The sequence below is a fragment of the Ruegeria sp. K7 genome (assembly GCF_056531785.1).
This window is the reverse complement of record NZ_JBQFMJ010000023.1, coordinates 1-13386: the sequence shown is the minus strand read 5'-3', so window position 1 is coordinate 13386 and position 13386 is coordinate 1. Positions and strand designations below refer to the sequence as shown.

Genomic DNA, 13386 nt, shown 5'->3' with positions numbered 1-13386 from the left:
AAAATCTCACCATTAGGCTAAACTCAGTCACTGAGAGGTTCTTATGGAACGACGGTTGGCCACAATCCTCGCTGCGGATGCTGTCGCATATTCAAGGCTAATGGGCGAGGACGAGGAAGCGGCTCTGGCCGAACTGACGGTCTGCCGGGAACTGATTGACGCGCAAATTTCAAGCCATGGCGGTCGGATCTTCGGTAGTGCCGGGGACAGCGTGGTGGCTGAATTTTCCAGCCCGGTCAAAGCGGTACAGGCGGCATTGGCTGCACAGGGGGATATGGCCCGGCGCGCCGCGGAAAGCCCAGGGCCCAAACGGCTGCAGTTTCGCATTGGTATTCATCTTGGTGATGTAATGGTCCGGGGTGATAACTTGCTGGGTGATGGGGTCAATGTTGCTGCGCGGCTCGAGGCCTTGGCGCCCCCCGGCGGGATCGTTGTATCGAAACCGGTTGCCGAAATGGTCACAGGAAAGCTGGATGTCGAGTTCGGGCATTCTGGCATCCACGAGTTGAAGAACATCACTCGAAGCGTGGAACTCTGGACTTGGCCAGCGGACAAGGCGGTTAAGCCGGTACCGCGGCGTGATAGTCGAAAATTGGGCGCCGTGGTTGCTGCAGCTGTTCTGGCGCTTGCAGGTTTGGCGTACCAGTTCTACCCAAAAGAAGAGGCCTATGCCCTGCCAACCGGACCAAAGGTGCTGATCCTACCCTTCGAGAATGTCGGCGGCGGTCCGCAGGACGACTATTTCAGCGATGGCCTGACCCGCGATATTAACGTGATGCTCGCCAAGTTCACCAACCTGTTCGTATTGGCGCCAGGGGCCGGCAAGGCATTCAGAGAAAATGCGGACTGCCAAGCGATCCGCGATGAGCTGGCTGTGGATTACATACTGGGTGGCACGGTGCAGCGTTCTGACGACAAGCTTCGCGTCACCACCACGTTTACCGATGCAAAAACTTGTCTGCAGCTTCAGGCTCCTGGCCCCTTTGAAAGCGACCTGAGCCTTGCGAGCGTTCTGGACGTGCAGGTGGAAGTCGCCAGCAAGATTGCCTCGCTTATCGGATCGAGCGATGCCCCATTGTTCAAGGCCGATGTTCTGAAAACGATCCGCGAAAAGGCGCCCGAAAGCCTCGATGCATATGAGTGCTTTATGACCGCACACTGGTTTTATCAGACCTTTGCACTGCCCGAGCACCGAAAGGCACGCGATTGTCTGCTGCGGACCGTGCGGGAAGAGCCAGGCTATTCATTGGGTTGGTCGCGCCTCGCGTACAACTACCTTGATTCAAAAAAGAACTCTTACGACCTTGATCCCGATTGGGCTCAGAAAAGCTTTGACGCGGTTCAACATGCCATCGAAGCAGATCCCGATAACCCAGATGCATATTACGCACTGGCAGTACGGAGCCGGTTGCTGGGTGAGAGCATGGATGTCTACCGTAAACATGCTGAGCGTGCGGTGGCACTGAACCCGAATGACTCTTGGATTCTAGCTGATCTGGGTATTTTCTTTGCCTATTCAGGTGATTTTGAAACGGGGTTGGCTTGGATCGACCGGGCACGGGCGCTCAACCCAAAACTGCATTCGGGCTATACCTATGCGGCGCATCTGGATGCTATTTCTCGCGGTGATTACGAGGAAGCAATCAAAATACAGTTGGCTGCGGCGGGTAGATTGCCCATGAACAAAGCAAGTCTTGCGGCCAGCTATGCCCTAAACGGGCAGCAAAAGAAGGCTGAAGAGACCGTAGAATATATCAAACAGCAGTTCCCCGAATACCAGTCAGATCCGCGTGCACCGTTTCGCGCACGTGGGATGCCCAAAGAGCTTATTGACAAAATAATGGAAGGCCTGACCCTTGCTGGCTACCCGGTGCAACCGGAAGAGGCCACCAAGTGATGATACCGCGTGATCTTCAAACCAGCTATGATTTGCGGGCTTGCCGATCCTGTACCGAACGTCTGCTTCGGGCGGGTATCGTTGAAAAACCCCAGTTTTGGCCAAAACCGGTGAAAAAACTACACATTGAGAGGCGGTTGAAGTTTTGGGCCAGGGGGTCGGCCAAAGCATTGGTTCCGCTATGTGAGAGGCTGTCATGGCCTACTCTGGGCAAGTGGTGCCAACATTGCTGACGCGATGGAAATCGCGAAAAAGCGAGTGGGCCAAAACTGGAGATTTTCAACACTATCCGGACAAACCGGCCTTTCACGGCAGCGCAGCATGTGGCAACTTTCGGAAGGGCTGCTTTGTGGCCCCAGCAATCATTTCCAGTATTTAGTTTGGGGGAAATATCCAAACGGTAAATTCGTCTGTATTCTTGGTGTTCCCCGTCTGCGCGAAAACGCTGAAAAAGTCGCCTAAGCGGCTATCAGGTTTTCCAGCATCGTAACACTTCACGCTGAATGGATCGACGTTAGCGCCCCGCGCTCGAAAAGGTCCGTAGCAACCAAACCGTTCATCGCCTAGTCTTTCAAACTTGTCCAGAGGAACGTTCTTCGGTCCGACGCTCACGCTGGCCGTTGTGACCGGCCCATCGTCCGCAGGAGTTCTTGGCGCAAAGAATGCAAGCCCCTTTAGTCCTTGGTTGCACGCAAGAGGTATTTTGTATTGCTTCTTGTATCCACTCGCTGCAGTGCTGTCGAAAACTACAGTGCGTTCGTTAAGCTTGTGTTTTCCAGTACAAACAACCGTCGATGTTTCAACTGTGTACGTCGCACGTGCCGCACCGCTAAAATCTGGTGTGAGTGGAGCGCCCGAAGACGTTTTCACCAGAACTGGCTGCCTGATATCCCCGTCTTTGGCCGCAATTAGAACCGGCGCTGCAACGATTACCCCAGGGTAGACTAGAGCAGTTGCGGCCAGCGGTGTCGCTTCTTCGCAGCCTGACAGGAAAAGTAGGCAGGCACCCGTCAGCCCCCTGAACCAGTCCTACGGACGCCGTCAGCGCCAGCTAGTGGTCACTCTAGCGGCAGTGAACGGGTACTCCAGCGGTCGAGAATGCCCCATGCTGACCCTCTAAATGCTCCCGAAACCGCCCCAGTTTCTCGGGCTTCGCTGACAAGCCCATAGGTTTCATCGGTGGGAAAGGATTCCTACCACCCCAGCCAGGTCATCAGAACATGGAACGAGACTAGGCACTTGGGGCTAAACCCTCCGAGAAATGCCCCCGTTTATGCCCCAGTGGTTTCGGGTGTTCTGACTCCCCCTGACTCCTCCTCTTTCCTGACCTCTAGCAGGAGTTCTATGGGGGTGGGGAATAGGTATAAGTAATGAATAGAAACAGGAGGATAGAGAGACCCGAGTATCCTCCTTCCTGATCCGTAATACATTGAGGAAGGAGGAGGTTATGGGGGAGATAGAGGACCCATGGCACTCGCGGCCAATCGACGTTCATCGCTGGTCGGACCATCCAGAGGTGGCAGAGTTGGTCGACCGCATCTGGGATGATCTCCAGCATGGAATGGATTTTGAGAGCAGTTTGGGACTTAGGGTTTAACGCTCAAAGGCAAAGTTGTCGGGCTGACAGAAGTTGAGTGTCGCGCTAAGTTCCTCAAAACGGGGGAACGAATGGACAGACGGCTTACCACAGTGCTTGCGGCGGACATCGTCGGATATTCAGCACTGATGGATCATGACCGTGAAGGTACGATTGCTGCGCTTAGATCATTCCGTGAAGATACACTTCAGTCGCTGCTGCAAGCCCACAGGGGGACATTGATCAAAAGCTTGGGCGACGGTTGGATTGCCGAGTTTAAGTCCACATCAGACGCTGCAGATTGCGCTATTGCATTACAGTCAGCGCAGAAACCAGAGAGCATCAAGCTTCGAATTGGCATTCATACTGGCGAGGTCGTTACAGAAGGCGATGACATTTTTGGTGACGGAATAAATGTCGCCGCTCGTCTCGAAGCGCTGGCCGAACCGGATCAGGTTTTGATATCGGACACATCTCACAACAGTCTTGACCGAGGTGACGCATCCAAATTCGATGGCGGTGAGCAGACAGAACTCAAAAACATCACGCGCCGCATTGGTGTTTGGTGCTGGCCAAAGGGCACTTTTGCCAATCTGTCAGAAAAGGCAGATGTCAGACCCGGGATTGCAGTGCTGCCATTCGACAATATGTCTGGTGATCCCGAACAGGAGTTTTTTGCGGACGGCATCACCGAAGACATTATCACAGAGTTGTCTCGTTTCCGTTGGCTGATGGTCGTGGCAAGAAATTCATCTTTTACATTCAAAGGAAAAAGCACGGACATACGCGAAGTGGGTCGCATTCTTGGAGTGCGCTACGTTCTCGAGGGTTCAGTCAGACGAGCAGGTCAACGAGTCCGCATTACAGGGCAGTTGATTGATGCGGAAGACGGCAGTCATCTCTGGGCAGACCGCTTCGACGGCGTGCTTGATGATATTTTTGACCTTCAAGACAAAGTAACGCTGGAGGTCGTAACCGCGATTGAACCGTCTTTAAGGCACGCCGAAACTAACCGAGCGCGGGCAAAACCTACGGAAAATTTGGAAGCTTATGAACTATATCTTCGAGCACAATCGCATTTCCATCTTTTAACGGATCAAGACAATCGAGAGGCCATACGTCTGACAAACCTCGCATTGAGGCGTGATCCAGAATACGCATCCGCGTCAGGGCTGTTGGCTTGGTTGCATATTCAGCGAATGGTTCAAGGGCTTGAGCCAATTGGTGAAGGGCCGAAAGAGGCTATTAAGGCAGCCGAGCGGGTTCTGTTGAGCGATCGTGCAGACGGCATCGCGTTGGCGTACGCTGCGCATTCAATCTCTATGCTGGCGCGAGACCTGCCACGCGCGCGGGTTGCTTTCAAACAAGCTCTTGAGCAAAATCCAAATGCCGCAACGGTCCATATGCTGGGCTCCATCAACCTTTTTCTTCTTGATCGTCCAGAGGAAGCACTAAGTCACGCGGTTCAATCTGTTGAGCTCAGCCCTCACGATCCATTGCGCCACGCTGCTTACCTTGCTCAGGCTAGCGCGCTTTTTCACCTTGGGCGTTATGAAGAATCGGCTAAGGCTTGCCGAGAAGCTTTATCTGTACGCTCAAACTTCGTAATGAGCCATCTTATGCTGATTGCTGCTTTGGGACACCTCACCGATGATGCTGCAGCTCGCAAAGCGGTAGCGGACCTTCAGACGTTGCGCCCGGGCCTGACTGCAGCCTCAGCGCAGACACAAATGCCAATATTCACTGTTCCATCCTGTGCAGATAGTTGGCGCGAAGGTTGGTTAAAAGCAGGGTTGCCAAAATGAGTATCCGTAGCGTTTTTGCAAAGGCTTTAGCTTCGCACCGCTCCAAGTGAACGTCAGGTCACAAAATTGAAGATGAAAGAACTGAATGATCACAGCAATAGCTTCCTGTGACTTCACGGAGTGTTAGAAACTGATTTATGCACAATTCAACCCTTCGTCTGTCCGGTAACTCGGCCCACTTATTTCTGCAGCGTCAATTTTGAGCTTCGAACGGCACCACCTCTCGCCCTGTTCTCCGTTCATGTTCCGCCAGCCGTTGAAGATACGCCTCGGACCGGGCCGTCTGCCGCCAGATGATGTAGTCTTTGACGTGGTCGGAGTTCGGATCGGGTTGTTCGTCCAGCCCGTAGAACTTGTTCGATGTGGGTAACGGTGCACCAGCCACTCCAGTAGACGCCTCGGCCATCACCCGCTTCAGCTCCCCCACGCGGGTGTAATCGACAATAAAACTGTCATGCACGGATAGGACTGGAACGGCCCGATCGCAGAAGTGCCGATGGACGCGCTCCGCTATCTGACTATCAAGGTTCATCAACTGAATACCTTGATCCGCGAACAGAAAGTCCCTGATGTGAGGGGTCTTTAGCCCCAAGTGCCTAGTCTCGTTCCATGTTCTGATGAACTGGCTGGGGTGGTAGGAATCCTTGCCGTCCGATGAAACCTAAGAGCTTTTCAGCGAAGCCCGAGAAACTGGGGCGGTTTCGGGGGCATTTTGCTGAGCGAAGCGACGGGCGGAATGGAGCGTCAGCGGGTCAGCATGGGGCACTTCTGACCGCCGGAGAGGCCGTTCTCTAGTGCTGACGGCGTCCGTAGGACTGGACCGTTGACGAGTCGTTCCGGGGGCTGACGGGGGTCGCTGGTGCTGGCGGATTGGGGGGGCGGACGTTCAATCCTAGTGCTGCGAATGACTGATGGGAGCCCAATGCGGAAAGGATGTGCAATCTACCCAGACGCGGAGCACTACCTTGAGACAGGTTGCAGAATCGTACAACTGCACAGGTACGCTGCTGGCGCAAATAAGTAGGTGGGGTCTTCATATTGACGTATGTCAATACATGACAAAGTGTTTCTCATTAATCTGGTTTTCCAAATACCGAAGCTCGGAGAATGATCTAGGAGAGCCGGAAATGAAGCTTCTACCCATCGCCGCGACAATTGCCACTCTCTTGATTGCAGGATGCGAAACTCCATCTCCAAAGACAACCGATTCAATTGGAAATCAAGGAACAACGAGCCTAGTACCAACCGTTCCAGCGAATCGTTCAATGGTTGTATTTTTCCGTGGAAACGAATTTGCAGGCAGCGCAAATATCTATAGGGTCTTTGTAAACGGTAATGCTGTGGCAGACATGTCTGTTGGTACACGCCATGTGCAAGAAGTCAGCCCCGGAACGGTAAATTTGAATGCTGAGACTGTGGCGAGCGTTTTGAACGTAGGACTTGGATTGGTGATTATGGAGAAACCTCAATTACAGCTTCAGGCGAAGGCGGGTCAGCTCTATGTAATCGAAATCGATCCCGGATTTGCTGGCGGTCCTGTATTCAAACAACGCGACAGCCAAGCGCTGTCCAGCACTCAGGGATACTCACCGGCTAAAGCTCCGTCGCAGTAACTCTTTCAAACTGTCCCATTGGTGCTGACGTCAGACAAGCTTCAGCTCAGTCATCGTCGGGCCTCCACGTCCAGAGGACCGCCAGCAGAACCAGCGCCGAGACAGCGGGATGAGACCGAGACACCACCCAGAGCATCGTCGTCAGGACAGCCTTGTGCGGTGGGTGCAAAAGAAAACCCCCGACGAGAACGCCGAGGGCAGACAAGTACTTCATGGATCAAACTCCTGCATTTGCTTCTTTATTTAGATGCAGGAGGTTGCTCGGTTTTTAGGGTGGGCGGACATTCAGATTTATTGCGGGAATGACCAAGTTGCGGACGAAGGAGCCATTGCCTCCAGCCGCGCGCCTTATCTGTCAGGCATCGAGAAAACCCCGGAGCGCCTGGATAAACACATCGAATGTTGGGTGGCCAGGGACAGGCAAGTGGTTCGCGCTTTCCAACACCAACAGCTCCGAGCCGGGAATGCCTGCAGCAAGTTTCTTCGCCTGCACCAAGGGATGTATTGAATCGTTACGACCTTGAATGATCAGAGTCGGGCATTCGACATTCTTCAATACATCGATGATTGATGCATTGTTGGACCGGTCGCGATGTTCGAGCATGAATTTCTGAGAGGCGCTTTCCTGCATTAGTCCCACCATTTGCCGCACGCCTTCGGCCGGACCCTCGGGAAAATAGGCCGTGAGAAAGGCAGTGGCGATCCCGCCTTCATGCTGGTCCCAACCTGCCTCCATCATAGCCTTCAAGACCTCGGGCTGGCCTTGCGCCTCACGAATCCCGCGGCCCTCTGCATACCCGCCAACCATGACAAGGTGTGTGAGCCTCTCAGGATGCGTTGCAGCGAATAGGACGGCTGGCAAACACGCACCAGATTCGCTCATGAGAGCAAATCGGTCTAACCCGGCGGCATCGGCAACGGCGACCATATCCTCGACATTCTCTTCGATGCTAAGCGCTTCATCCAACGCCTCCGACAGACCCGTTCCGGCCCAGTCCATTTGAATGAGCGTACGACCCTCTCGATAGGCATCATAGCCATCTCGCAAGATCGGTATGTGCCACGCCTTCTCCTTGCTAAGCGGCGGACCATCAAGTTGAAACAGCGGTGGCCCGGAACCGGAAACAAGATAGGCCAAAGAGTGCCCGCGCTTTGAGATCGTGTATCGCACCTTGGGAGCCATTGGTTTTTCCAAATTTGGGCGGTCGGTGGCGTCGCCGCCTGTAACAACAGCAACCATTTCCAGACCTCGCCCGTGATGTGTCCGAATTACCTTCTGCTGCTTTCCGTTGTCTCCAATCGCACGGCGTGCTGCAGCGATCCGGGCGCTGACGGCACTTTCGGAAACGACGCGTCCGCCCCAGACGGCGTCAATGATCTCATCTTTGGTCACTAATCTTGAAGGGTTCTCCGCCAGAAGCCGCAGCAAATCGAAAACTTGCGGTTCGATGGCAACTTCCAGACCGGCGCATTTCAGTCGGCGGCTGGCAGTGTCGAGTTCGCAATCTCCAAAACGGTAAAACAATGAGACAAACCTTTGATCCAAGATGATCTTTGAAATTCTAGACAAATCCAAATGAATTCACAGGGATTTCTAAGGGCTGTCTTCAAGCGAAGATCTTTTACCCCTGTCACAGTGGCAACAGGAACAAGGAGAAAGACGATGAATGCCCCTTTTGATACCGCCCTGCTCAAGCATTTGCCCGATCACCTATCCCCGCTGACCGAAGCTGATCGCGCTGCCGAAAAACTATCGCGTCCCTATCGCCCGACGTTCCATGAGTTCGCGGCGCAGGTTTTCTCCGCGGTGCCACGGCATCGAAAATCTGAGTTGCCACGAACTGCGGCAACTACGCGGCTGTGAAAATCGAAAGACCAATTTGGGCTCGAAGCGGATGTTCGATCAAATCAGTTCAATGTCTGCTTTGCGGACGAAGCCGCCATTCATTGCATTGCTTTGGTGATGCCCAGAAGCCGCTTCGCCCGCTTCAAAAGATGACAATACCTGAGCGTTGTCTTAACCTTGCTTTATGAAAGCTCGCCTGGCCGTAATCTTGATGGCCGACCTGGTCGGCTATACGTCCGCAATGGAGGCGGATCAGTCGCTCGCAATCGAGCTGGTCCACGAACTTCGGGATAAACTACTGGAACCAGAGGCCGTACAAAGAGGCGGCGAAATACTGAAGCGTATGGGCGATGGATGGATTATTGCCTTTCCTTCAGTATCAGCGGCAATCGAAACCGCTCAATTTGTGCAATTGGGATTGGTCGACCATAAGAAAATCAGGCTGAGGATGGCAGCGCATCTCGGTGAGATCGTTCAAGACGAGGCCGACATTTATGGCGCCGGTATAAATATCACCGCCCGCCTGCAAACCGAAGCGCCACCCGGTGGTGTGATGATCTCCGAAGACCTTAAGCGGCAGTTGGACAATAAGTTCTCGGCGGGTTTCAGCGATGCGGGCACGTTCGATTTGAAGAATCTTGCTAATCCGGTGAATGGGTTTCAATGGCGGCCCGCCACGCAGCGTGAAATTGAACTAACCGAATTGCCTTCCATTGCGGTCGAGCCGGTCACAAGTGCTCCCGAAACGAGAGAGACTCTTGAGGTTTGCGCTGACCTGCAGGAGCAGTTGGTTCACAGTCTTTCGCGCCGCACAGGTGTGCGTGTAATTGCAACAGATTCAACATCCGAGACCAAAGCAACCTACAGCCTGAGGTGCAGGTTGCGCTGCCGGGAGACTGAAGCAAGGATATCGTCCAGCCTTACTCGGTTGGGAGATGGACAGGTAACCTGGTCGCGCTTCCTAAACGGAGATTCAAAGGATTTGTTTGAACTAAGCGACCGGGCTGCAGAACTGCTGTCAGACGATTTACGTCTGCAGATCAATGCGTTTGACGGTGACCGTCTTAATGACATTCCAGACGATCAATTGAGCCCAAGTGAGTTGAGATCCCGAGCGGCAATGCTGTTTTACCGTGCCACCGTCGAGGACTATAGGCATGCGGGTAAATTGCTGGAGCGAGCGCTTCGACTTGATCCCGAGAACGGGTCCGGGCTTGCAATGTGGTGTGAAGCCAAATTGTACCCCTTAGAAGCATGCTATCGCGAGGCTGATCCTGATTTGCGAATGCGGATCATAGAGTCATCGAACAAGGCCGTTCAGGCTGCGCCTCGCTCTGACTACTGCTGGTATACGCGGGCGCAGGTGCGCGCGCGCCTCGCGGGTGATCTGCATGGCGCCCGGAAGGACATTGATAGGATTTTCAGACTGAATCCCAGCTACGTTTTGGGTATGGAGGCGAGCGGTTACACCGAAGTTATTGCCGGCAACTGGGAAGCTGCTCGGAAAAGTTTAGCGAAGGCCGTGAGTCGTTCCACCGAGGATCCGTTTCTTCCGTACCGGCTTTATCCCCTTTCGATTGCCCACATGATGGCAGGTGATAAGCAACTCGCGATCGAAGCAATTTCAGACGCTACTGAAATGCGCCCCTACTGCAGACACTTTTGGTTAGTGAAGGCGTGGATACTCAGGAAGTCCGGAATGCACCCCAAAGCAGAAACTGCTGCAGAACGTGCGGAAGCGCTGTCAGAAAAAGCGGATATCCTCGCACAAAATCTTCATCTGCCTGACCCCATCAGAGAGGCTATAGGGTTGCCAGGTGAACCGATCCAAGCATAGAGGCTTAGATGGGTTACTAGAGCGTAGGCTAATAATCGAATGGCAGATATGTAAGACGTTCTCGCCTTTCGATATTCTACCACGACCCAACCTAAAGCTCGCTATCTACATTCACCGCGGGCGACGAGTTGCGTCATTTTTCAGGGTCGCTTTGGGCTCGAAGCTGTCACCTGCCACTTTTTGTTGGATACGGGTTATCAATGCGGAGCGGACATTGCGGCGACGGGTTCAATTCACATTGCTGACTGGTATTCCCCAATTTAGGTCCCCTCTTAGGCGGTTAAGGAAGCAGTTGGGGGCGAGACCCTCACAATCGAGACCAAATTGCCTAACAGCAAAACAAATATGGCAAAAGGCGGGGCATTCTTATCCCGGCAATGCTAAGCTTAAGGGACATCGCTAAGTCTTCCATTTTATCCGACAAATGAGCCTGTACATTGAGACGATTTCTTGCTTTCGCGGTGTTTTCAACTGCAAGTTCAACTAGTCCATCCAATGCTCAAAGCGTGGACCCTGATGCCTCTGAGGCTGCAGCGCGAGCGGCTTTGTCCGTCTTGAGTATCGCCGCCACCCCAAACGAGACTCTATCCTCGTTTTCTTTTCTTGATGCTTCCGGAGGTGCCAAGAGTCTACGCTCGACGCAACTGCGAGGAGGTTACAAGCCACTTGAAAACGGGCTGTATGTAGAGGGTCTTGTTGCCTATCAAAAATATAACCCGGTACTCTTCTTTCCAGAGATCGCCCCCGGCACTGAGTTGGATGTAACTTGGTCAAGCGTGGCAGCAACGGTCGGCATCGGTTGGGAATTTCCATTGGTAAACGAGTGGAAAGTTCGTCCGGTCGGACATCTTTCACTTGGCCAAGTGACTGCGGATGCTTTTCTTGGCGGCTTTCCATTGCTGCGTTCGGCATCTAGCTCCAACGATTTGATCGACGGAGACTTAAACGCATTCGGGGTTGGTGCTTCGCTTGGTATCTTCCGAGAGGCGCAATTTGGATCGTGGCAGGGGGAATATCGTATCCGTCAAACATTCTTGGATTTTAACCCGATCAACGAGCCTGAGGCTGGGAACGCAAGTGCGAGTTCAAACCAAACAACCCTGTTCTCACGTCATCGCTATCCGCTGGAAAACGTCAATCTCTTCGAACTCCCAACACAACTCGTTCTGGATGCTGGTGTTGTGCTGTATCACGGCGACAGTGCAACCGTTCTTGGCACCGATTGGCTGGCCACAGCTGGCGTAGGACTTGAGATTGATACTCGCCTGACCGGTCTGCCAGCCGTTCAAGCGGGACGTGTGATGTTAAACGGTGTAGTTGCCGAAGGATTTTCCGGTTTTTCGATAGGCTTCGGTCTGCGGTTCTAGGTCGGGGCCTGATCCTGTCACAAAAAATCGGTTGTCTGATGCTTAGCAATTATTTCACTCAAACGCGCCCAGCGATCATGTCGGCAGCTTTTTCAGCAATCATAATCACCGGCGCGTTGGGGTGTCCGGTGTTCATTTGCGGCATCACAGACGCATCGGCAACGCTCATGCGCCGTCATCTCGTCCTTCTCATACCCCATGCGGCGCAGCGCGGCATTCAAAGTATTGTCGCTCATGCAGCGCTGGGATGAACGTACCGATGGAAAGAGCAACTTGCCCCAGCCCGTCAGTTCGCGCAGTTCCTTCAAGTGATCGAAGGTTTGGCGGGACAGCGGTATTGTGTGAGGCCGACGCATCTTGGCGCGATGTGCCGGAACGGTCCACGCCATACTGGCTTCGTCGATCTCATCCCACTCCGCCATTCGCAACTCTCCAGGGCGCAGGGCAGTCAACGCGAGCAGTTGCAACGCGAGGCGCGTAGTTCTTTGACCGGAAAACCCGTCGATAGCCCGGAGCAATGCACCGACCTGCGCCGGATCAGTGATTGCCGCGCGGTGCTGTACCTGGGGCCGGATTAGGGCATCCTTCAAACCATAGGTCGGATCGTTATCCGCGAGTCCTAGGGCGATGGCATAGCGAAAGACAGCCCCGGCAGCAGACCGCATCCGTACGGCGCTTTCGTGATTGCCCTTTTTTTCCATCTTCTGCAGCGGAACCAGAATATCCCGTGCTGTTATTTGCGTGATCGGCATTTTCCCGATGTCTGCGGAAAGTAGCCGGTGAAACCAGGCGGTCTTTGTCAGCGTTGCTTCGGCACGGCCTTCGCTGCGCTTCTTTTCCAGCAGTTCTGCCGCCAACTTGGAGAAGGTAGCGTTGTTCTCTGCCTCTTCTCTGGCTTTTTTGTCTTTGCGAACGCTGGAAGGATCTTCGCCATTTGCGATCAGGCCGCGGGCGTCGTCGCGTTTCCGTCGCGCATCAGCCAGTGTCACTTCAGGATACTTGCCCAGCGCCAGCAGCTTTTCCTTTTGGAGCCAACGATACTTGAAGCGCCAGAGTTTCGAACCGTTCGGCTTTACCAGCAAATATAGTCCGTCAAAATCGGCCTGCTTGTAGGGCTTCTCCTTAGGTTTTAGAGCCCGAATCCGTGCGTCGCTCAAGACAGGCATTGGGGGTACCTTCCAGTCATCGTGTGGCACGTACCCCAATTCGGTACCCCATTTGGGGGTAGATTACAGCGCACGTGGCAAGACAACATCGAACAATCCGACAGTAGAAATCCTGCAACTACAAGCTACTATCAGTCAAAATCGGACGCAACTGGATGTTAAAGTGGTGCCGCTGAAGGGACTCGAACCTGTCTAGCCCCCTCGTTCGGCACCACTAAATTGAGGTTTCTCTAATAAGGTTTCAGGCACAGGTGGGCGCATGTTCAGAGCATGATGTGG

General features: G+C 53.7%; 11 protein-coding genes and 3 pseudogenes. 9 read left to right on the top strand and 5 right to left on the bottom strand.

The window, feature by feature from the left end; translation table 11 throughout:
* Positions 1-43 precede the first annotated feature (43 nt).
* The 5 genes and pseudogenes from ACR0FE_RS22310 to ACR0FE_RS22290 form a co-directional block, all read left to right on the top strand.
* Positions 44-454, top strand: a pseudogene (locus ACR0FE_RS22310) (adenylate/guanylate cyclase domain-containing protein); the annotation flags it as partial.
* 51 nt (positions 455-505) lie between these two features.
* Positions 506-1897 (top strand): hypothetical protein, encoded by a 1392-nt coding sequence (locus ACR0FE_RS22305; protein ID WP_480915348.1) that lies wholly within the window; start codon positions 506-508, stop codon positions 1895-1897.
* A gap of 237 nt (positions 1898-2134) precedes the next feature.
* Complete coding sequence (locus tag ACR0FE_RS22300; protein WP_170617497.1) at positions 2135-2359, top strand: hypothetical protein; 225 nt, start codon at positions 2135-2137, stop codon at positions 2357-2359.
* A gap of 985 nt (positions 2360-3344) precedes the next feature.
* Complete coding sequence (locus tag ACR0FE_RS22295) at positions 3345-3494, top strand: adenine nucleotide alpha hydrolase family protein (RefSeq protein WP_170611820.1); 150 nt, start codon at positions 3345-3347, stop codon at positions 3492-3494.
* Between the two features lie 71 nt (positions 3495-3565).
* Positions 3566-5278: an adenylate/guanylate cyclase domain-containing protein gene (locus ACR0FE_RS22290; protein WP_170611818.1), complete on the top strand. Its 1713-nt coding sequence runs from the start codon at positions 3566-3568 to the stop codon at positions 5276-5278.
* 193 nt (positions 5279-5471) lie between these two features.
* Here the strand turns inward: ACR0FE_RS22290 and ACR0FE_RS22285 are convergent, their stop codons facing one another.
* The gene (locus ACR0FE_RS22285) at positions 5472-5738 is read right to left on the bottom strand and encodes a hypothetical protein (protein ID WP_480915335.1); all 267 of its coding nucleotides are present in this window, start codon (positions 5736-5738) and stop codon (positions 5472-5474) included.
* Between the two features lie 667 nt (positions 5739-6405).
* On the opposite strand from ACR0FE_RS22285, the gene ACR0FE_RS22280 reads away from it, so the two are divergent.
* Complete coding sequence (locus ACR0FE_RS22280) at positions 6406-6891, top strand: hypothetical protein (RefSeq protein WP_170611814.1); 486 nt, start codon at positions 6406-6408, stop codon at positions 6889-6891.
* A 46-nt stretch (positions 6892-6937) separates the two neighbouring features.
* Here ACR0FE_RS22280 and ACR0FE_RS22275 read toward each other — a convergent pair whose 3' ends face one another.
* Both ACR0FE_RS22275 and ACR0FE_RS22270 read right to left on the bottom strand, forming a co-directional pair.
* Positions 6938-7105, bottom strand: coding sequence for a hypothetical protein (locus tag ACR0FE_RS22275; protein ID WP_480915333.1), 168 nt, complete (start codon positions 7103-7105; stop codon positions 6938-6940).
* A gap of 141 nt (positions 7106-7246) precedes the next feature.
* Entirely contained in the window at positions 7247-8416 is a 1170-nt protein-coding gene (locus ACR0FE_RS22270; protein ID WP_480441417.1) for an alpha/beta hydrolase, read from the bottom strand.
* A gap of 138 nt (positions 8417-8554) precedes the next feature.
* Between ACR0FE_RS22270 and ACR0FE_RS22265 the strand changes: the two genes are divergently transcribed.
* The 3 genes from ACR0FE_RS22265 to ACR0FE_RS22255 all read left to right on the top strand — a co-directional run bounded on the left by ACR0FE_RS22265 (position 8555) and on the right by ACR0FE_RS22255 (position 11941).
* Positions 8555-8755, top strand: coding sequence for a hypothetical protein (locus ACR0FE_RS22265; RefSeq protein WP_170609149.1), 201 nt, complete (start codon positions 8555-8557; stop codon positions 8753-8755).
* A 166-nt stretch (positions 8756-8921) separates the two neighbouring features.
* Entirely contained in the window at positions 8922-10574 is a 1653-nt protein-coding gene (locus ACR0FE_RS22260; RefSeq protein ID WP_480915331.1) for an adenylate/guanylate cyclase domain-containing protein, read from the top strand.
* A gap of 437 nt (positions 10575-11011) precedes the next feature.
* A complete protein-coding gene (locus ACR0FE_RS22255) occupies positions 11012-11941 on the top strand; it encodes a hypothetical protein (protein WP_170619879.1) in 930 nt (309 codons plus the stop codon).
* A 58-nt stretch (positions 11942-11999) separates the two neighbouring features.
* Here ACR0FE_RS22255 and ACR0FE_RS22250 read toward each other — a convergent pair.
* Both ACR0FE_RS22250 and ACR0FE_RS22245 read right to left on the bottom strand, forming a co-directional pair.
* Positions 12000-12110: pseudogene (locus ACR0FE_RS22250) on the bottom strand (hypothetical protein); the annotation flags it as partial.
* A 55-nt stretch (positions 12111-12165) separates the two neighbouring features.
* Positions 12166-13107, bottom strand: a pseudogene (locus ACR0FE_RS22245) (tyrosine-type recombinase/integrase); the annotation flags it as partial.
* Positions 13108-13386 lie beyond the last annotated feature (279 nt).